The sequence below is a fragment of the Pseudomonadota bacterium genome (assembly GCA_030860485.1).
In the GTDB taxonomy this organism is placed as follows: domain Bacteria; phylum Pseudomonadota; class Gammaproteobacteria; order JACCXJ01; family JACCXJ01; genus JACCXJ01.
Genome location: JALZID010000298.1, coordinates 1 through 18,597, shown reverse-complemented (window position 1 = coordinate 18,597; position 18,597 = coordinate 1). Strand labels below are relative to the sequence as shown.

Below are 18,597 nucleotides of genomic sequence, written 5' to 3'. Positions count from 1 at the left end.
AACGTCGGCACTACACGCGCTTTTCCAGGCGATCTCAATAATCCGGTTCGGATAATCAGCGGGTTAACAATTCAAGATATTTGATCTCTGTGAAAATCAAGGTTGAGTTGCGGAAGTCGGGCTAATCCTTCCTGCTCATCTCCACCAACCGCAGCCCCGGGAGCGATATCCTTTCCGTCAATTTCATGAACGCCACTCGAAAATCATCCGAAGGAATGTCAGGTCTCACCAATATTTCTGCCAGATGTTTCTGGTCCTGCTCATGATCGAGAAGTCGAAGCTACCCAGGCGATCGACACCGCCCGGTTACCGGCGCACGGCCCATCTCCGGTACTCGTTCCCATGCCTCCTCCGTCCCCCATGCCTCTCCGCCCGCATGTCAATCGCCGTGACTGGACCAACCGGTGGGCCAGAAGAAGACGATGGGCCTGGCCTTCAATTCGATGCCTACGAGAAGTTGTCCGGCGAAGTGCTCGATGAGTGGGCGCGCCCTCAAGCGCAGCCGCCTCTTGATCGCCTCGGCGAGCTCGGTCGATCGAGTCACGCGCACCCCGAGCGGCATCGCGACGGCGAACTGCACCGAGCCCTTGGCGGGGATCGGCGGGCCCGACAACCGCACCTCCACGCCGTGCTCGCGGAGGATCTCGACCAGCACCCGTCCGAGATAGGCATAGTCCTGCGGCGCGCCCCTACCCTGGGCCGGGGCGGCCACCGGCAGCGCGCTCGATACCACCCCCGCCGCCTGGCCGATCAGACACCGCAGTTGCCGCTGTCCCAGATCGAGGCGCGCGGCCTCGAAGGCCTGCTCTTCGCAGCCGGGACTGAAGGAAACAAGGGTGAGGCCCCCATGCCTCTCCGGTGTCCGCGTGCCCTCTGCGAGCAGACGGTAGAGGCTCGCGTACCCGAGGCCGTTCCCATCGCGTTCCGGGGTCAGCCGGAGCGCGAAGGCGAGTCGGGCCTTGTGGCTCGGAAGGCGAAAGAAGGCCTCGCGGATATGGGTGATGCAGACGGCATCGGACCACCCGAGCTCACGCAATTCGAGCTCCGCGGGTCCCGGGCTCTTCGAAAACATCCCGGGTTCGGGAAGCCGACCGGTGCTCTGATAGGTGTGCCACAGACGCTCCGCGATCCAGGCGCACAGGTTGCGCACCGCCACCCACAACTGACACACCTGGAACGACAGCGGGTGGAGCTCGGCCTGACACTGTCTCAAGGCGGGCCCGACGGAATGGAGGTAAGCGTCCTCCACCAACCGCGCCTGCCAACGGGCCGGATCGAGGTCTTCCTCGGCCAACATCGCGATCGATCCGGCGCGTCCGGCTTCGCCGGCGAAGCGATCCAGGACCCCGTGAAACAGACGGGTGAGCACCTCGGTGGAGGGCACCGGGCGATCGCCGACCGACGCGGAGGGCGGCGCCTCGGACAGCATCTCACGCACCTGCGCCATACTGAGATAGACCGCCACAGGTATCCTAGTCCGATCTTGGGCCTAGTCGCCCCCAGCCTCGAAGATCACCGCCGGCGGTCCGTGCAAGAGCCCGAAGCGATCCGAATAGCGCGACACGCAGGCCTGGATCTCGGCCTCGCTGCGCGACAACTGCTCCGCCGCCTCGCAGAGCGGCACGACCCGATGGTCTTGGAGAAATTCAAGGAGATCGTCGTAGAGCGCATCGCGGCAGCCCTGCCGGCGAGTGGGGAACAGGGCCTGCACCAGGTCGTGCAAGGGCTCGGGCAGGTGGGTCGCGAACCACCGTTCGGCCTCCGCGGCGGTGATGACCTCGCCGCGCTTGGCGAGGTCACCGGCCTTGGCATCGGACAGGAGGCTGCTGAAGGCCTCCAGGGCGGTGAGCTCGCGTGGCGAAGGGCGTAGCAAGGGTACGTCTCGCCCTGCCAGCGCATCCAGGTGTTCCTGCGCCTTCTTGGCATAGCGCGAGATGGGGAGTCGCTCGTCCCGGACCAGCACCAATTGCGGTAAGCGCCCGCGCTCCACCAGTTCCCGGAGCTTCGAGAGCTTGCCGGTGAACTGATTGCCGGCCTGATTGCAAAACCCCAGGTGACAGTGCCCGGCGGGCGTGTCGAATATCACGTCTACGCATCTCAGGTCATGGTCCATGACCTGCCTGCCGCGACCAAGGACCCGCATGAGCAGCGGAAGGCCGTGGGCCAGGATGCCGTCGCTCTGCTCCGGTTGGTTATTCTGCAGGGCCTGCTCCAGCTCGAGCCGATATTGTACGGCCAGAAATTCTTCCAAGCTGGCGACCGGCCGTGCCTGGCCTCGGGACCATTTCTCGAACTCGTCATCGCAGAAGGACAGGAGCTGGCGCGGGGTGCATGCGGAGGTCGACTGCAGGAATTCCACAAGGCGGCTCGGCTTGAGCGGCCAGACCTGGTTGGCCTGTTGGGACCGGCGCATGTCGGCTAAGACCGGCGAGGCATCGACTCTTGCCGCGACCAGCCGTTCCGCCTCTTCGTGAGAGAGCGGTTTCAAGAGGCCCTCTTTTTCGGCCAACCGATCCATGTCGGCACCGCGGATGATGTGGTCCAGCTCGTCGAGAAACGCGGTCTGCACGCAGGAAATGATCAAGGTGTTGCGAGTCTTGTCGCGCAAGGCACTGGCCATCTTACCGAAAGCGTACAAGCCCTCCCGATCGTCCGGTGAGGTCTGCAGCGCCTCCAGTTGGTCGAAGCACAGGACCAGCGGTACGCTGGAGTCCGCGAGGCGGCTGAACGCGCACACGAGATCCAGGGCCTGCTCTTCGGGATCTTCATCCTCGGCCGGCTGGAGGAGCCCCAGATCCCGGATGGTGGCATCGGGCAGGACGCCGTCGTGGAGCCAGTCCCGCACATCGCGCCGGTGCCGGCCGAGCGTCAAATGGCGGAGCGCAGTGGCCAGATTGCGCCCGAGCGTCGCCTGTTCGTCCATGTGCTCGATGAGCCCTTCCACCTCGCGTGTGGCCCGGGATATCTCCTCCGGAGGGCCGAACGGCCAATACCAGCGGGTTCTAGGCGGCTGGCGCAATGCCTGCCACACACGCTGCGCCTTCTTACGGTCCTTCAGGTACTGCGACAGGCGGTAGAGCAGGAGCTGCTCGAGCTGCGACATCCCGAGGCGTGTGGACCGAAAGAGATCGGTCGCGAGGGTGCGGCGCAAGTGCCGGCACAGCATGCGGGCACCGGCTCGCAGTCGCACCGCGATGAACAGCACCGTCGGGGGCACCGGTAGCGTGACGCTGGGGCCGGAGTCGAGCGGGGTGCCGGTCAGCGAGGTGCGAAAGCGCGCCAGGAGATGGGTCTTGCCGCTACCGGGGAGGCCATGCAAGAGCACGGAGCGGCTCCCGCCCGATTGCCGGACCTGCTCCAGCACCGCGCCACACAGGTCGTAGACGTTGGCATGGATCACGGGGACATCGGACTGCGCCGGCTGCCAGGCATCGGTCACGATCGAGTGCGCGAAGGGATTGGTCAGGTCCAAGGGTGATCTCTTTGGGTGATCGCTCATTCGCGCAGGGACACGCCGTTGTAGTAATTCCCCTGGTCGTCGACCACCATGCCCGCGCGCTCGGCGGGACTGAGGCTGGCCGGAAAGTCATGCCGGTACAACCACAGCCGGTCGCTGCGAGCCAGCCCAGCGAGCGCGGCGTCGAACGCGCCTTTATCGGGGCAGCGGTCGCCGATCGCTTCTCTGAGGTCCCGGACCGCGACCAGGCCGCCGTGACGCCGGGCGCGGCTGAGCCCCCGCAGTACCTCCAGGATGTGGTCTTCGAGCATATTCCCCGTCAAGCCCCGCGACTCGGAGCAGGGTCCAGGGCCGGTACCTGGAGCGTTCGGACGGCCGTGGCAAGGCCCGCCGAACAGCGGATGCCCCAGGAGGAGCTCGCGGGCGGCCGCATAGCTCCGTACCGTTCCGATCCCGATCGCTTCTAAGCGTACCACTTCGCGATCGAGGCCCTGCAGGAAACCCGCGACGCACCTCTGCAGAGCGTCCTTGGGGTCGGGCGGGACCGCGCTGAATCGGCTCGCGCGCTCCCGAGGCCGGCCCGGCAGCCGGTGCGCACGCCCCTCACCTACCAGGTGCTCCAAGAGGCGCATCACCCCTGCCAGCGGGTAGGCGGGGATGCGCGCGGCCACATGCTTATGTAGTCCCACAGCGGTCAGGGGCTTCTGGGCCAGTTGCCGTGCCACGAGCGCTTCCGCGTAGGCATCATCGTCCCCCCACCAATACCGGGGGGCCTCCGCGGAGCCGTACCGAAACGCCCGCCCCAGAGCCACCTCGCCTGCCAGGAAACCCATGATATCCCCCTCGGTAAGGGCATAGCGGCTTCGCAGCCGCACGCCGATCTGGCGGGCCGAGAGCGGATCGGGGGCTTTTTCGAGCACCTCTCTCGCGGCCATCGCCACCTCGGAGTCGGGACCCAGCTCTGCGATCACGGCGAACTGGGACCCTGGTCCGGGCGGGTTTCGACTCCGAACGCGCAGACGATTCAAAGCGGTTTCTAAGGCGTGGTGATGGTGTGAATAAGATCACAGACCACGATGCAGACGTCAATGAGCGGGGAGAACCGTGCCTGCACCTGGACACACCCGCCGGTCGTCCCGCGCGCTGCCGGGGCCCCCCGCGGAGACAGTCTCGGCGACTCCCTGGAGCGCGCCTCACGCCCCCGTCGCTCCCAACGCCCCTCGTCAGGCCAATAGAGCGGCAGACCCTTTGCCGGCGCCCGGCTTCGGCTGCCGAAGAATCCGAAACACCGACGCCGTCTCACCAGCCGCGGAGCTGGTGGGGACCCGACGCAAGTTTCCATGTCCGCCGGCGCTGCCCGAGCCGGGACGGGCTTCCTGTCCCGAATGGGACTCCGCCGGCCGGAAGCCTGCGGCCCCGCCTCCCCCAGCGCCGAGTTTCATCGCGTTTTTGCAGTCCTGACGGCGCCCGTCGATCGCGACTAGGAGTACGACCGGCGTCATCGAAATCGGATGATACGCGAAGCATATATGACATGTCCGTCAAGCACCCGTGCTCTCGATCGTGAGGACCATCAAATATTGCGAGACGACCGAGCACATGACAAACCGCTGCCCTTGCCCCTTGTGTCAGACTTAAGTGAGACATCTTTCTCTGTGAGTCAACTTCTTCTGGAAACCTGCCGTGAACGGCAATTGGAACCGTGATGGGATAAAGCGACAGCTTGAGCGATAGTACGGTGGGACAATGGTGGCGCAATGGCATGATCACCCATGCGAACCGGATAAAAACGCTCATAACGAAGCCAGGCGCGCTGGTGACAGGGAACCTCGGGCGTTCAGGACAGACCGAGGCGGTGAATACGGGGTTCCATCAACAATTGAACGGCGGGGTACTCGAGCGCTACATCGGCGAGACCTGGTCGGCCGAAAACTTTGGCTGGAAATTGATGATGGACCGCTACCGCAAGGTCATGGCCCTCCTTGCCGCGCCCCGGCTCCTCATCTTAAACATGAAAGGTAACCCCCCGGACTTTAAGACCTTTCGCTATGGATTCGCGTCCACGCTGATGGATAATGCCTATTTCGACTTTTCGAATGGGACGAGCGGGGCTATCTACAAGCCCGGGGTGGTCTGGTTCGATGAGTACGACCTCGCCGGGACCGCCAACACCAAATGGCTCGGTATGGCCGTCGATCCCCCGCAGACCTCGCCGTGGCAAAACGGTGTCTACCGGCGCCGCTTCCAGAACGGGATGGCGCTGGTCAACCCGCGTGGTAACGGCAACCGGACGGTGACCCTCGAGCCGGGATACAAGCGCTTCCTGGGCAAACAGGCCGGGGCGACCAATAACTGGAACCCGGCGTCGAGCATCACGCTTCAGGATAGAGACGGGATCCTTCTCGTTCTCGTGAAGAACTAGCCGACCAGGGCCGGTGCCCGGGTTGGGCGCCGGCTGCCTTTTCCGGGCGCTGCAGGCTATACTTGACCGTCGGCCGGAGGCAAACGCCGCACCCATCGCCAGTGTGCCTCCGGCCCAGCACGCCCTGGTAGCTCAGGTGGATAGAGCGTCCGCCTCCTAAGCGGGAGGTCGCCGGTTCGAGTCCGGCCCAGGGCGCCAAATCGGGATCCAAGGGAATCCCAACAGAGTCCACAAGCCCGCGTAAGTGCGGGCTTTTTTGTGTCTGCACCGTGCGGGTAACGTGCCATAGCGTCTATTGACATCCGACGGTAACTTACGGTAGAGGATTTTGCCGGTAACCGACCCCTTTCCAAGGAGGAGTTACCGTCATGCCGCTCACCGACACCGCGATCCGCAACGCGAGACCCCGCGAGAAGCCCGTCAAGCTCTTCGACGGCGGCGGCGCCCGCCGCGACAGCGCCCGCAAGCAACTGGCGGCCGGCGTCGACCCAAGCGAGGCCCGAAAGGCCGCGAAGGCCGCGCGCGGCGGCGAAGACAGCTTGGAGGCTATCGCGCGGGAGTGGCTCGCGAAGCACGCCCCACGCTGGGCGCCAGGACACGCCAGCAAGATCATCGGGCGCTTCGAGCGTGACATCTTCCCGTGGCTGGGCCCCCGTCCCATCGGCGAGATCACGGCGCTCGAGCTGCTGGAGGTCCTGCGGCGCATCGAGGCCCGAGGCGCCATCGAGACAGCGCACCGGGCGCACCAGAACTGCGGCCAGGTGGTCAGGGCCATCGATCCGCACACCGAGAGCGACCCGGCCGGGCTGTTGGTGCAAATACGCACGTCGTTCGGCCTTCTGGTAGGCCGCACCGCTTACTACCAGGTGGAGGGCGATCGGCATTACCCAAACCTGTTCGTGCTCTTGAACGGCGGCACATCGAAGGGGCGCAAGGGTACGTCATGGGGGCGAGTCCGCAGCGTCTTTGCGCGAGTCCCTGGATGGCCACGGGTAGTCTCGGGACTGTCGAGCGGCGAGGGTTTGAAGTGGCAGGTGCGGGATCCCCGGTACGAGATGGTGAAGGACAAGAAGTCTGGCCAGACAAGGGAGGAGCTTATAGACGAAGGCGTGTTGACAAGCGCCTACTGGTCCTTGAACCGGAGTTCGGGAGCGTCCTGCGGGTTGTGGCGCGGAAAGGCAGCACCTTGTCGGCCGCGGTGCGTAGCGCATGGGACACCGGCGACCTGGCCAGCTTGACGAAGAATGACCCCCTCACGGCCACGGGTGCGCACATCGCGATCATCAGCCACGTCACGGTTGACGAGCTACGAGCCGAGCTCACCCAGACCGACATCGCGAACGGGTTCATCAACCGCTTCTTGTTCCTGTGCGTGTGGCGATCGAAATGCCTACCGCGCGGCGGTGGCGCCCTGTCTGAAAGCGTGCTGCAAGACTTCGCGGCTTGACCGTGCCGCGTCTCTTGCGCGGAATGTCGTGGCGGTGGGCATGACCGATGCCGGGTGGGCCATATGGGATCGTGTCTACCCCGATCTGAGTGAGGGGCGCCGGGACTCTTCGGTGCCGCGACGGGCCGCGCCGAGGCCCAGGCCGTACGGCTGGCCATGCTCTACGCCCTGCGGGACGAGAAGGGGCAGATCGACACACCGCACCTGTTGGCGGCGCTGGCGCTATGGGAGTACGCCGAGGCGAGCGCGCGGCATGTGTTCGGCGCAAGCCTAGGCGAGCCGGTCGCCGACGAGATCCTCCGCGCGGTTCAGGACGCTGGGCAGGAGGGTATGACGCGGACCCAGATCAGTGGATTGTTCAAGCGGAACTGTTCGGCCGTGAGGATCGGGGCGGCTTTTGATCTGCTCGCCCGGCGCAAACTTGTAGGGCGCCGCGCGCAAGAGACCGGAGGCCGGCCCTCCGAGGTGTGGAAAAGTCTGTGAGGTAATTTAACGAAAAAAGGGGGACCAGGGGGCCGCGGGTGCTGGGGGCTTATTTCGTGTCTTTCGTTTTTTTCGTACCTGCGTAATGTGAAAAGATGGGCCGACTGATCGACTTGGCGAAGGCGGCAATGCCGCTAGCCGGCGCCGTCCCCGAGACCTCGGGCCCCGCACCCCTCTGGTGGCGCGTCACCATCACCGAGCCCGGCGGCCGGACCGTCGAGGTCGATACCCCTCCGGCTGGACCCTCCCCGACTGGCAGGCCTACGCCGAGCGCTACCACGGCCCTGGGTGCACCGTGACACTCACCGCCGGGCTCCCCCCAAGCCTCTCGGGCACCGGTTGACCTCGATGAGGCCCTGGCGGCCGCCTGCGAGGATGGGGTGGGCATCACTCCCGAGGTGTTCCGATCCCTGTTGTCTCCCGAGGACCTGAACGACATCGCGGCGGGCGCCATCCACCGCAAGAGCCTCCACGCCTACGCCCTGTCATTCGCCGAGAGGATCCGGTCGGGACGGATCACGGTTCTGTCGAGGGCGACGCCATGACCGTGAACACGCCCGACACCCCCGAGCCCGTGCCGCACTTCGAGTGCTTCCGGCTGGTATACCCGAGCGGCACGGTGATCGAGTCCTACTACCCAGGCGGTGCCACGCTCAGGGAGGTCCAGGTGACGCATCCCCTGGCGGCGGTAGAGGTCGTCGAGGCCGTCGAGGAGGGCACATGAAGGGCATCCACTGCGCCCTGCAAGGCCGGCTCGGCGCCGACGTGGAGCTGCGCCGCTCGCAGTCCGGCAAGGACTGGGCGCGCCTGGCGGTCGGCGTCGTCGAGGGCGATGATCTGATCTGGGTATCGGTCTCGGTCTTCGAGGCGCCGAGGTGTACGTCGAGGGGCGCTTATCGCTAAACACCTGGACCGGCAAGGATGGAATAACAGCGCACGGGGCTGGCGGTCACGGCGTGGCGCGTCGAGGTCCTGGGGCAGATCGGGAAGCGGAAGCCGAAGGGGCGACCGCGCGATGAATACGGCGGGGCGCCGTTCGATGATCCGTTGACGTTCTGAATAGCGAGGAAAAGGTATGAGGCGAGCGCTGGGCTGGGCCGTGCTGGGTTTGTTCCTCGCTGGGTGCGCGGCTGATGTGCGCCTCCGGCATCCTGCCACCGGGCAGGCGGTGACCTGTGACGGCGGGTATTGCCCAGGGGTCGCCTGCTACCCAGCCCACCAGCGGCAGATGCGGTGCATTGACGACTTCCAGCGGCAGGGGTTTGAACGTGTCCCGTAAGACGGACAGCCCCATGAGCCCGGCGGAACTCTTAAGGTTCTTGGAGGAACCGGACAAGTTATTGATAGGTCTGCAACACCTGATCGCGTCTTCCCCCGACGTGCCAAAGCTCACCTCTTCTGTGCTCGCGATGTGGGTGGCGGCCACCTATTTCGACGCCGAGGCAATTGCGAACATGATCGAAGCCGTGCCGCCGGGGCCTAGGAAGGGACTGATCGAATTACTGACGCTTATAGCTAAACGCCCGGTTCCCGGCAGCGGACTCCACGTCACCAGTGAACCCAACGCGCCGGTGCACAAGTGAATTAACCACCCGAGGTAATTGAAATGCCAATCTACGATCGCGCACTATCACCATCCCCGCATGCTGCGCGCGCAGTCCACCAGTCTGCTGGGCATGGGACAGCCGGCCAAGCTACCCGACAGGCCTACGATCCCGCAGGTAGGGGTTGGGAACGTGGATTTCGAGCGGTACGCCCTCAAAGCACGAGAGCTCGACCTGGCGCAACAGGCGGAGACGGGCCAGATCCTCCAGGGGCTCCTTGGCTTGGCGGGCCTGGGGATAGAGGGGTACGGGCTTTATCGGGACCGCCAACAGTTTCAGTATCCTCGGCCAGCAGGGCTCCTTCGGCGCGGATCCTGGGACGTTTGGATATCCGGGGTATGGCAGCAGCAGCGGCAGCAGAAGCCCGTTCTTCGACCTGAACCAGGGCGGGTATGGATATTTCGACCTGAACAGGCCGTACTGACGCCTGCCCCCTGTATCCCTTCCCCGAACCCCAACCCCCATTGCCTGTGATTCGATGACCGAGCGATACGCCACCAGCAAAAAGGACGCAAAACTCTTGTGGTTTTACAGCTATTACACAGGCAAGCCCTGCCCCCCAAGGGCACTACTCCCCGCGGTATGCGCACTCCGGCGAGTGCATGGCCTGTAACAGGACCGATTACGCCGAAAAGCCAAGAAGGGCACCGATCACCATCACGCAACGCCCATCGCTCGCCTATGGCACGGGCTGGGCGCGCGATGCTGGATGATCCCATGAAAGGCTGGTCGCCGGAGCTTCGTGAGAGGGAGGAAAGGCGTCTGGCCGGCTGCCCCAACTCGGGGGCCCTATAGAAACCTAACCCATGCATGGAAGGACCGGGCAGCGCCACCATAGCGGCGGTAACTTTGACGGTAACTGCCGAAACACGCGCAGACAGAATAGTTGCGCATCAGTATGTTAAGGTAGCAATTCGCTAGAGGCCCAGGCGCCAAATCGGCATCCAAGGGAATCCAACGGAGTCCACAAGCCCGCGCAAGTGCGGGCTTTTTTGTCCCTGGACCGTCCGTAGTAGTGTCCCAGGGGTGCGTTGGCATCCGAGGGGCAAGTGGGGGGAACACTGACCGGGGGACTGGCCGTAGACTCCACGCCATCACTAATAGGGGCTCGAAAACCTTGCGGCGCCTGGTGCCCTTGGAGAGCCAGGTCCAGGCCGGCGTCTTGGACTTGCTTCGATGATCGTTACTGCGTAGCGGGTCTGCTGCATGTTACTATGTAACAGACAGGGGAAGCACCTATGGCGAAAACGAACGCGGAACGCCGAGCCGCTACAGGGCGCCATGTTCAGACGCGCCACGTTGCGAGCGGTGATAGCGACGGTGAGCGGATCAACACGGTCCTGGCTGTTAGCGCCAAACGAGCGCTGGAGCGTCTTGCGGCGTGCTACGGAGTAACGCAGCGGGTGATCCTGGAGCAGCTTCTTGAGGCAAGACGAGCTCGCGGCCCCTGAATGTGGCGGCGGCGCTACCGACCGGGTCGGCGGCGATCCCTGAATGCGGGGACACCGGCGGGACACTCATCGGTAAGAAACAGCAGTTATGCGCTGCCGACGACGGTGAACTTGATAACAGAGGTCATCAAATGACATACATTAAACCGATTCTTCACGCGTTGACACTTGCCGCAACGATAGGCGCAAGCGGCGTGCTTTGCGCAGCCGAGCAATCCACTGACAAGCCGCCGTTGACTGAGCATCCGGCAGAGCAGACAGAACCGAAGGAACAACCGACACTGGAATCGCTGGGCGAGTCCCATCCCGCGGCCAAGCCTGAGGAGTCCAAAGGGCCGACCGGACGCACAGGCGACAAGCCATGCACCGAGGGCAAGCCCTCTGGAGCCGCAAAAGCCCCAGCGAAAAAAGATTGCGGCCCGACTCAGAAGTAGCAGTCGGCAGATCGGACAGCCCCTCGCTAGGAGATCAAGAAGGCCTCGATCTCGTCCCGGCGCGCGTGGGCATCCTGGTAGCCGAGCTCCATGACCCGCCCGAGATAATCGGGGTGGAACAGGAGCAGGCTCAGGATGTCGTTGGCCCGGGTTTCCTGGGTACCGAGCCCGCGGGTCATGAACCGGAAGCTGCGCGGTAAGGCCGATTCGTAGCGGCTCGCGAGTTGACCCAGGTCGCGTGAGGGCCTCAGCACCAGCAGCTTGATCACCCTGAGCCCGCCGCGATCGGACTCCGGGATCTTTCTGATTAGATCGTTCACGTATTGCAACCGCACGGCGTCGTTGTCGAAGAGGTCGAGGAAGATGGCGTTGAAAAGCGCTCCGACCACCTGCGCCGGAGGCGGATAGGCATCGATCTGCGGGCGCTCCTGCTCGTAGGGGCTGCGGGCGTAACGCGTCGAGATGGCGAGGATCTTTTCGGCCCCGAGGTGCACCGCGGGCGCGAGCGGCGCGGTCATGCGGATGCCGCCGTCGCCGAACCAGCGGCGGTTGATGCGTACCGCGGGGAACAACAGCGGCAGAGCGGCCGAGGCCAGGATATGGTCGATGCGCAGCTTGCAACGCATGAACTTGCGTTGGCCGTGCGCCGGTGCGGGGGGGTCGCCCTGCACCCAGGTGACGGACTGGCCGGTCGAATAGCTGGAGGCCGTGACCGCGACGGCCTTGAGTCCCCCGTGAACCAGGTTCTGGGCGATGCCCGGGAGCTGCCGGTGGACCGGTTGCAGCAGATGGTCCAGCATGGCGCAGAGCGGTGAGGTATCGACCAGGCTGCGCGCCTGGATGTGGCGGGAGGCCTGGCCCATGAAGAGCCGTGCCCCCCAGCACAAGACATTACGGGCCAGCGACGCGATATCGACCCGGAAGATCTGATCGGTGGTCAGCCCCGACCACAGGCGCCCGAGCGTTTCGGCCTTGTCCCGAAACTCAGCCACCTGGCTGGCCAGATAGGCGGCGTTGATGGCCCCTGCCGAAACCCCGGTCACGATCGGGATCTGGAGCCCGGGACGATGCTCGGCCAGGGCGCGCAAGAACCCTACCTGGTAGGCACCGCGCGCCCCCCCGCCGCTCAGGACCAGCGCCAGATCAGCGCCGTCCGTTGCATGAATCGCGACCTTTCCTGCCGTCATCCGGATTTCCACCGGCAAACTCTGCCGGCCACATCACATAAGGTGCAAACTGGGTGCCGGGCCGCACCGTCCCTGTTCCAGGCGGGTGTTCCCCGCGCGTGGGGCGACACGGGCCCGGAGAGCGCGGGCGCCGGTCTTCGGTGAGCTGGGTACCGAGGGGCAGAACGGCGGACGCCGTGGCAGCCCGGACATCGCCCATGGCGCGGTCGGGGAACGATGGAAAAGTCCGCTCAAAGGGTGTAGCTTACCGGCCTCGCGAGCGCGGTCTCGGGGAGCGCATGGCCCAGAAGCTCTATATCAAGACCTTCGGCTGTCAGATGAACGAATACGACTCGGCCAGGATCGAGGAGGTCCTGGGGGAGTCGCACGCCTTGGCCATGACCGCGGACCCGGCATGTGCCGACGTGATCCTGGTCAATACCTGTTCCATACGCGAGAAGGCACAGGAGAAGCTCTTCTCCGAGCTGGGCCGCTGGCGCCGCTGGAAGGAGACCCGTCCGGACCTCGTGATCGGAGTGGGGGGCTGCGTGGCGAGCCAGGAAGGCGCCGCCATCTGGGAGCGCGCGCCCTTCGTGGACATCGTCTTCGGGCCTCAGACCCTGCACCGCCTCCCCGCCCTCTTGGACCGCGTCCGCGCGACCGGCGAGCGGGTCATCGACGTGAGCTTTCCGGAGATTGAGAAGTTCGATTGCCTGCCAAGGCCCCGCGCAAAGGGCCCCACCGCCTTTGTCTCGATCATGGAAGGCTGCAGCAAGTATTGCAGCTTCTGCGTCGTTCCCTATACCCGCGGCGAGGAGTTCAGCCGGCCTTTCGACGATGTCATCACCGAGGTCGTCGGCCACGCCGAGCAAGGGGTGCGGGAGATCACCCTCCTCGGACAGAACGTCAACGCTTATCGTGGCGCCATGCATAGGGGCAGCGTATGTGATCTCGCGCTTCTCATCCGTTACGTGGCGACCATCGACGGCATCGACCGCATCCGCTTCACCACCTCGCACCCCCTGGAGTTTTCCGAGCGTCTGGTGGCGGCCTTTGCGGAGGTCCCCGAGCTCGCCAGCCATCTCCACCTGCCGGTGCAGAGCGGCTCGGACCGCATCCTGACCCTCATGAAGCGCGGCTACACAACCATCGAGTACAAATCCAAGGTGCGACGGCTGCGCGTGGCCCGTCCCGACATCAGCCTGTCGTCTGATTTCATCGTGGGCTTCCCCGGGGAGTCCGAGCGGGACTTCGCCCGGACCATGGGCCTCATCGAGGAGGTCGGTTTCGATGCCTCCTTCAGTTTCCTCTACAGCCGCCGTCCGGGCACCCCCGCGGCCGGCCTGCCCGACGAGGTGCCCCTGGCCGTCAAGAAAGAACGGCTAGCGCGCCTCCAGAACCGCATCGCCGAGAACGCCAGAGGCATCAGCGAGGCGATGGTGGGACAGCGGGCGCGCATCCTCGTCGAGGGGCTTTCTCGCAAGCATTTATCACCTCTCGGCGCGGACCCCCAGAGTCATCGGGATCAGGTCTTCGGGCGCACCGAGAACAACCGTGTGGTGAACCTGTGTGCCGATCGCGACCTCATCGGACAGTTCGCGGACGTCGTGATCACCGAGGCCAGGTCCCATACATTGCTGGGGGTTCCGGTATCGGAACGCGGAAATGACGAGGGCCTTGCCCGCCCCGCAGTGGCCGCTTGAGTACCCAGGCCGAGCTCCCCCAGGCCCTGGCGAGCGACATCGTGCTGTGCCCGCCGGACAACCGGCGCCTGGCGAACCTATGCGGCCAGTTCGACGAGCACCTGCGCCAGATCGAGCGCCGCATGGGGGTCGAGATCAACAACCGTGGCAATGTGTTTCGGGTCATCGGCCTGCCGCGCGAGGTAGCGGCGGCAGGCCGCTTGATCGAGCAGCTCTACCAGACGACGTCCGAGGAACTGCTGTCACCGGAACGCATCCACCTGCACCTCCAGCAGGCCGGGATCGGAGATCTGCTCGAGGACCCGGCGCCCGAGGAGCGCATGATCCGCACCCCGCGCTGCACCGTGAAGGCGCGTGGCGCGAACCAGCGCCGTTATCTCGATTCCATTCAGCGCTATGACATCAGCTTCGGGATAGGGCCGGCGGGCACCGGCAAGACGTATCTCGCCGTGGCTAGTGCCATCGAGGCGCTCGAGGCCGAAGGCGTGCGCCGGGTCATGCTGGCCCGCCCGGCCGTCGAGGCCGGCGAGCGGCTGGGCTTTCTCCCGGGCGACATCGTGCAAAAGGTCGATCCCTATCTCAGGCCGCTCTACGACGCCCTCTACGAGATGCTGGGTTTCGAAAAGGTCGGGAAGTACATCGAACGCAACATCATCGAGGTCGCGCCGCTGGCGTTCATGCGCGGGCGTACCCTCAACGATTCCTTCATCATCCTCGACGAGGCACAGAACACGACCCCCGAGCAGATGAAGATGTTCCTGACCCGCATCGGGTTCGGCTCCACGGTGGTGGTCACCGGGGACATCACCCAGGTCGATCTGCCGGCCGGGCGCCGATCGGGACTCCGGCATATCATCGACGTGCTCAAGGACGTGCCGGGCGTGAGCTTCACGTTTTTCCAGGCCCGCGACGTGGTACGCCATCCCCTGGTACAGCGAGTGATCGAGGCCTACGATGCCTATGAAAAGATCGCGGCGGAAAAGACCATGAGCGAGAAGAACACCGCGAGGGCCCAAAGGCCTCGATGAGGATCCGAATCAGCGTGCAGCGGGCGTGCGAGGGGTGGACGGTCCCCGAAAGCCGCGCCCTGCGCGCTTGGGCACGGGCCGCGCTCGCGGGCCGGCGGACGGAGGCCGCGCTCACGGTGCGCGTCGTCGGCGAGGAAGAGGGTGCGGCGCTCAACGCTCGTTTTCGCGGCAAAAACGGGCCCACCAACGTCCTATCGTTCGCGAGCGAGGGGATCGAGGCGATCGATCCGGCCTTCCTCGGCGATGTGGTGATCTGTGCCCCCCTGGTCATCCATGAAGCCCGGGAGCAGCGCAAGTCCATGCAGGCGCACTGGGCCCACCTGGTCGTGCACGGCGTCCTGCACCTCCTGGGCTTCGACCATGATCGCCAAAGACAGGCGGCACAGATGGAGAGGCTGGAGATCGACATCCTGGCACGGCTGGGTTTTTCCGATCCCTATGCCGCGCCGTCCCCATCCGTGAACGAAGGTTCGTGAACGAAGACCGATCTAGGCTGACTCGACGGTTCCGCGCCTGGCTCGGGTGGTTACGCAAGGCCTTTTGCTACTATCCCAAGGACCGCCAGGAGTTGACGGGGCTCCTGCACGCGCTGGAGCAGCGCGATCTGATCCATCCCGAGGCCCTGGCCATGATCGAAGGGGCGCTCCTGATGGCGGAGATGCGGGTGCGCGACATCATGGTCCCACGCGCCCAGATGGTCATGGTCGAGGCCGACGCCGAGCTCGACGATCTCCTCCCGACTGTGATCGAGTCGGGTCACTCGCGCTTCCCGGTACTCGACCCCAAACGCGACCAGGTGGTCGGCGTGCTCCTCGCCAAAGACCTGCTTCTGCACCTCGCCAAACCGCAAGGCACGCGCTTCGATCTCCGGAACCTGTTGCGGCCGCCGGTGTTCATCCCCGAGAGCAAGCGCCTGCAGATCCTGCTGCGCGAGTTTCGCGGCAGCCGCAACCATATGGCCATCATCGTCGATGAATACGGACAGGTGGCCGGGCTCGTCACGATCGAGGACGTGATCGAGCAAGTCGTCGGTGACATCAGCGATGAGCACGACACCGATGAAGAGGGGTATATCAAGAAACATCGCGACGACCGGTATACCGTCAAGGCCCGCACGCCCATCGATGAGTTCAACCGCTATTTTCATACCGGGTTCCCGGAACAGGATTTCGATACCATAGGCGGCTTGGTGCTGCAGGCGATCGGGCACGTTCCGGCGCGCGGCGAGGCCATCAAGCTAGAAGGCCTGCGCTTCACGGTCCTGCGTGCCGATCCGCGCCGCATCCACCTCCTGCGCGTCACCCGCCGCCCGGAGCGCGACGCCGAGGCGCCAGCGGAACAGCAGGCGAGCGCCGCCTAGCCATGGCCATTGTGAGACAACGCGGCAGCGTACCGGTGATGTCGCGCCGGATGATGAGCCACTGGCCCACCACGTCGGCCCATGGCGCGAGCCACACGGCAGACCGGCTTGCCGGCGATCTGGGTGCGCTCGCGAGCGGCGCGGTGCTGCCACTCGGCTTCGCGCCCTTCGACTTCGGAGTGCTGGCGATCCTGTCGCTGGCGGTTTTGTTCGCGCTTTGGACCGGGGTATCCGCAGGGCGTGCCGCCCGGCGGGGCTGGCTGTATGGCCTGGGGGCGTTCGGCGTCGGGGTGTCGTGGGTCCAGATCAGCGTCCACCAGTTCGGCCTCCCGCATCTCGCCTTCTCGGTATCCGTCACCGTCGCCTTCGTTGCCATCCTCGCGGCGTACCCGGCCGTGGTCGGGTTCCTGGCCAATCGTCTGTGGAAAGGCCCCGGGGCACGGCGTTTCATCCTGGGCCTTCCGGCCCTGTGGTGCGCGGGCGAATGGGCCCGCGGCTGGTTGTTCACGGGTTTTCCCTGGCTCAGCCTCGGCTACAGCCAGATCGACGCGCCGCTCGGCGGGCTTGCCCCGATCTTCGGCGTCTATGGCGTGGGGCTCGGAGCGGCCCTGTGCGCCGGTCTGTTGTGCCAAGTCCTCTACGGGCCGCGCAGGCCGAGTTATCTGGGGGGGCTCGGCCTGCTCCTGGCCGGTTGTTGGGCCCTGGGCCACGTCTCCTGGACCCGGCCCGCGCAAGAGCCGCTCGAGGTCGCGCTCATCCAGGGCAACATCGCCCAAGCGATGAAATGGGCACCGGCAGAGCGCCAGGCGACCATCGATCGCTACCTGGCCCTGTCGGCGCCACACTGGGACAAGGACCTGATCGTGTGGCCCGAGACCGCCATCCCGCTCTTTTACGACGCCGCAACGCCCTATGTTCAGACGGTCAGGGAACTGGCCGGGCGGCATCCCACGGAGGTCCTCATCGGTGTGCCGTTTGCTCCGGGGAAGGCCGAGGATTATTTCAACGCGGTGGTGTCCGTGCGGCACGCGGGGGTGTATCGCAAGCGCCACCTGGTGCCCTTCGGAGAATACATGCCGCTGCCCGACGCGCTCCTCCGGGTCCTGGATTTCCTGGACATCCCGCTGTCCGATTTCAGCGCCGGGCCGCGCTATCAGCCCTTACTAGAGGTCGCTGGACACCCGATCGGTGTCTCGATCTGCTATGAGGACGCCTTCGGCGAGGAGGTCATCGACGCCTTACCGGCGGCCGAGTTGCTCGTCAATGTCAGCAACGATGCCTGGTTCGGCGACTCGCTCGCCCCCCACCAGCACCTCCAGATCGCGCGCATGCGGGCGCGCGAGACCGGCCGCTATCTCCTGCGCGCGACCAATACCGGGGTCTCGGCGGTCAGCGATGAGCGCGGCCGGGTGCTTGCCCGCTCGCCGCAGTTCCAGCCCTACGCCCTGAGCGCCCGGGTCATCCCCCACCGCGGTCTCACCCCGTACGCTGCGATGGGAAACTACGGCGTCCTCGGCCTCACCGCGTTGCTCCTGCTCTTCTCGGCACTCGGACGCCGGCCGCCCCACCCCGCCCTCTTCGCCCGCGACCGCCGGCTCGCTCGCTCGCGCTTCGAGGCCGGCCCGATCTTTGACTCCAAACGGCGCTAGCCCGGGTTTCTCACCAAGGGGTGAGCCCAGGTTGAAAGTATCGATGGTGAACATTAGAACGGCAACGCCTCAGATCAACCGCTTCGGTACGGACGCCGAACGGGGTCAATCGAGTGAAAACGGGGTCAATCGAGTGAATGGGAAGCGGTTGTTGTTGAGAAATTGCGGGTGCTGTGGAGCAAGGCGTGATCTCAGGCAAGACTAGCCCTTGACGCCGTTTCAGGGCGCGGGCAGGCGGAGAGTGACGAGCTCAATCGTGATGGCTAGCAGGTCAATGGGATTTGCCTCAATCGGTCAAGCACGGCCTGGAAGAGACGCGCATAGGGATATACCTCGGAGAAGGCGATCCAGATCTTGCGCACACTGAGTCGAACCTGGGCCCCGATCTTGAAG

20 protein-coding genes and 1 tRNA gene are annotated in these 18,597 nt (G+C 65.1%); 16 read left to right on the top strand and 5 right to left on the bottom strand.

The annotated features are described in order from the left end of the window. Positions 1–379: 379 nt before the first annotated feature. Genes M3461_18870 through M3461_18860 form a run of 3 tightly spaced genes read right to left on the bottom strand, consistent with a single transcriptional unit; the run spans position 380 to position 4,392 of the window. Positions 380–1,465 carry a hypothetical protein gene (locus tag M3461_18870; protein MDQ3776266.1) on the bottom strand — a complete coding sequence of 362 codons (1,086 nt, stop codon included), beginning with the start codon at positions 1,463–1,465 and terminating at the stop codon, positions 380–382. A gap of 24 nt (positions 1,466–1,489) precedes the next feature. Further along, positions 1,490–3,472, bottom strand: coding sequence for an ATP-binding protein (locus tag M3461_18865; GenBank protein ID MDQ3776265.1), 1,983 nt, complete (start codon positions 3,470–3,472; stop codon positions 1,490–1,492). A 23-nt stretch (positions 3,473–3,495) separates the two neighbouring features. Continuing rightward, positions 3,496–4,392, bottom strand: coding sequence for a hypothetical protein (locus M3461_18860; protein ID MDQ3776264.1), 897 nt, complete (start codon positions 4,390–4,392; stop codon positions 3,496–3,498). An 881-nt stretch (positions 4,393–5,273) separates the two neighbouring features. On the opposite strand from M3461_18860, the gene M3461_18855 reads away from it, so the two are divergent. From M3461_18855 to M3461_18810, 10 genes are all read left to right on the top strand, one after another. Beyond that, complete coding sequence (locus M3461_18855) at positions 5,274–5,879, top strand: hypothetical protein (GenBank protein MDQ3776263.1); 606 nt, start codon at positions 5,274–5,276, stop codon at positions 5,877–5,879. Between the two features lie 121 nt (positions 5,880–6,000). Next, positions 6,001–6,077, top strand: a tRNA-Arg gene (locus tag M3461_18850). A gap of 170 nt (positions 6,078–6,247) precedes the next feature. After that, positions 6,248–7,117: a hypothetical protein gene (locus tag M3461_18845; protein MDQ3776262.1), complete on the top strand. Its 870-nt coding sequence runs from the start codon at positions 6,248–6,250 to the stop codon at positions 7,115–7,117. After that, entirely contained in the window at positions 7,114–7,326 is a 213-nt protein-coding gene (locus M3461_18840) for a hypothetical protein (protein ID MDQ3776261.1), read from the top strand. Before M3461_18845 ends, M3461_18840 begins: the two co-directional genes overlap by 4 nt. Before the next feature lie 156 nt (positions 7,327–7,482). Continuing rightward, positions 7,483–7,809, top strand: coding sequence for a hypothetical protein (locus tag M3461_18835; GenBank protein MDQ3776260.1), 327 nt, complete (start codon positions 7,483–7,485; stop codon positions 7,807–7,809). Positions 7,810–7,904: 95 nt separating this feature from the next. Then, the gene (locus M3461_18830; protein MDQ3776259.1) at positions 7,905–8,108 is read left to right on the top strand and encodes a hypothetical protein; all 204 of its coding nucleotides are present in this window, start codon (positions 7,905–7,907) and stop codon (positions 8,106–8,108) included. A gap of 81 nt (positions 8,109–8,189) precedes the next feature. Continuing rightward, complete coding sequence (locus M3461_18825) at positions 8,190–8,354, top strand: hypothetical protein (GenBank protein ID MDQ3776258.1); 165 nt, start codon at positions 8,190–8,192, stop codon at positions 8,352–8,354. Then, the gene (locus M3461_18820) at positions 8,351–8,533 is read left to right on the top strand and encodes a hypothetical protein (GenBank protein ID MDQ3776257.1); all 183 of its coding nucleotides are present in this window, start codon (positions 8,351–8,353) and stop codon (positions 8,531–8,533) included. Before M3461_18825 ends, M3461_18820 begins: the two co-directional genes overlap by 4 nt. Beyond that, positions 8,530–8,712, top strand: a complete 183-nt coding sequence (locus M3461_18815) for a hypothetical protein (protein ID MDQ3776256.1) — start codon at positions 8,530–8,532, stop codon at positions 8,710–8,712. Before M3461_18820 ends, M3461_18815 begins: the two co-directional genes overlap by 4 nt. 389 nt (positions 8,713–9,101) lie before the next feature. Further along, entirely contained in the window at positions 9,102–9,392 is a 291-nt protein-coding gene (locus M3461_18810) for a hypothetical protein (GenBank protein ID MDQ3776255.1), read from the top strand. Positions 9,393–9,503: 111 nt separating this feature from the next. On the opposite strand, the gene M3461_18805 is transcribed toward M3461_18810, so the two are convergent. Then, positions 9,504–9,683 (bottom strand): hypothetical protein, encoded by a 180-nt coding sequence (locus tag M3461_18805; GenBank protein ID MDQ3776254.1) that lies wholly within the window; start codon positions 9,681–9,683, stop codon positions 9,504–9,506. Between the two features lie 1,183 nt (positions 9,684–10,866). Between M3461_18805 and M3461_18800 the strand changes: the two genes are divergently transcribed. Further along, positions 10,867–11,298 carry a hypothetical protein gene (locus tag M3461_18800; protein ID MDQ3776253.1) on the top strand — a complete coding sequence of 144 codons (432 nt, stop codon included), beginning with the start codon at positions 10,867–10,869 and terminating at the stop codon, positions 11,296–11,298. A gap of 26 nt (positions 11,299–11,324) precedes the next feature. Here the strand turns inward: M3461_18800 and M3461_18795 are convergent, their stop codons facing one another. Further along, the gene (locus M3461_18795; protein ID MDQ3776252.1) at positions 11,325–12,485 is read right to left on the bottom strand and encodes a patatin-like phospholipase family protein; all 1,161 of its coding nucleotides are present in this window, start codon (positions 12,483–12,485) and stop codon (positions 11,325–11,327) included. A gap of 278 nt (positions 12,486–12,763) precedes the next feature. Between M3461_18795 and miaB the strand changes: the two genes are divergently transcribed. From miaB to lnt, 5 genes are read left to right on the top strand one after another with little or no spacing between them, the layout of a single operon-like run. After that, entirely contained in the window at positions 12,764–14,167 is a 1,404-nt protein-coding gene (gene miaB / locus M3461_18790; protein MDQ3776251.1) for a tRNA (N6-isopentenyl adenosine(37)-C2)-methylthiotransferase MiaB, read from the top strand. Continuing rightward, positions 14,164–15,195, top strand: coding sequence for a PhoH family protein (locus M3461_18785; protein MDQ3776250.1), 1,032 nt, complete (start codon positions 14,164–14,166; stop codon positions 15,193–15,195). The genes miaB and M3461_18785 overlap by 4 nt, the downstream gene beginning before the upstream one ends. Next, positions 15,192–15,671: an rRNA maturation RNase YbeY gene (gene ybeY / locus M3461_18780; GenBank protein ID MDQ3776249.1), complete on the top strand. Its 480-nt coding sequence runs from the start codon at positions 15,192–15,194 to the stop codon at positions 15,669–15,671. The genes M3461_18785 and ybeY overlap by 4 nt, the downstream gene beginning before the upstream one ends. Further along, positions 15,668–16,555 carry a CBS domain-containing protein gene (locus M3461_18775; protein ID MDQ3776248.1) on the top strand — a complete coding sequence of 296 codons (888 nt, stop codon included), beginning with the start codon at positions 15,668–15,670 and terminating at the stop codon, positions 16,553–16,555. The genes ybeY and M3461_18775 overlap by 4 nt, the downstream gene beginning before the upstream one ends. Before the next feature lie 2 nt (positions 16,556–16,557). Then, positions 16,558–18,204: an apolipoprotein N-acyltransferase gene (lnt, locus tag M3461_18770; protein MDQ3776247.1), complete on the top strand. Its 1,647-nt coding sequence runs from the start codon at positions 16,558–16,560 to the stop codon at positions 18,202–18,204. The last annotated feature ends 393 nt before the right edge of the window (positions 18,205–18,597 follow it).

What these genes read in the sequence shown, in the direction of transcription:
- M3461_18860 (MDQ3776264.1), bottom strand. Translation starts at nt 4,392, where the DNA reads ATGGCCGCGAGAGAGGTGCTCGAAAAAGCCCCCGATCCGCTCTCGGCC.
- M3461_18845 (MDQ3776262.1), top strand. Translation starts at nt 6,248, where the DNA reads ATGCCGCTCACCGACACCGCGATCCGCAACGCGAGACCCCGCGAGAAG.
- M3461_18835 (MDQ3776260.1), top strand. Translation starts at nt 7,483, where the DNA reads ATGCTCTACGCCCTGCGGGACGAGAAGGGGCAGATCGACACACCGCAC.
- M3461_18830 (MDQ3776259.1), top strand. Translation starts at nt 7,905, where the DNA reads ATGGGCCGACTGATCGACTTGGCGAAGGCGGCAATGCCGCTAGCCGGC.
- M3461_18820 (MDQ3776257.1), top strand. Translation starts at nt 8,351, where the DNA reads ATGACCGTGAACACGCCCGACACCCCCGAGCCCGTGCCGCACTTCGAG.
- M3461_18815 (MDQ3776256.1), top strand. Translation starts at nt 8,530, where the DNA reads ATGAAGGGCATCCACTGCGCCCTGCAAGGCCGGCTCGGCGCCGACGTG.
- M3461_18810 (MDQ3776255.1), top strand. Translation starts at nt 9,102, where the DNA reads ATGAGCCCGGCGGAACTCTTAAGGTTCTTGGAGGAACCGGACAAGTTA.
- M3461_18795 (MDQ3776252.1), bottom strand. Translation starts at nt 12,485, where the DNA reads ATGACGGCAGGAAAGGTCGCGATTCATGCAACGGACGGCGCTGATCTG.
- miaB (MDQ3776251.1), top strand. Translation starts at nt 12,764, where the DNA reads ATGGCCCAGAAGCTCTATATCAAGACCTTCGGCTGTCAGATGAACGAA.
- ybeY (MDQ3776249.1), top strand. Translation starts at nt 15,192, where the DNA reads ATGAGGATCCGAATCAGCGTGCAGCGGGCGTGCGAGGGGTGGACGGTC.
- lnt (MDQ3776247.1), top strand. Translation starts at nt 16,558, where the DNA reads ATGGCCATTGTGAGACAACGCGGCAGCGTACCGGTGATGTCGCGCCGG.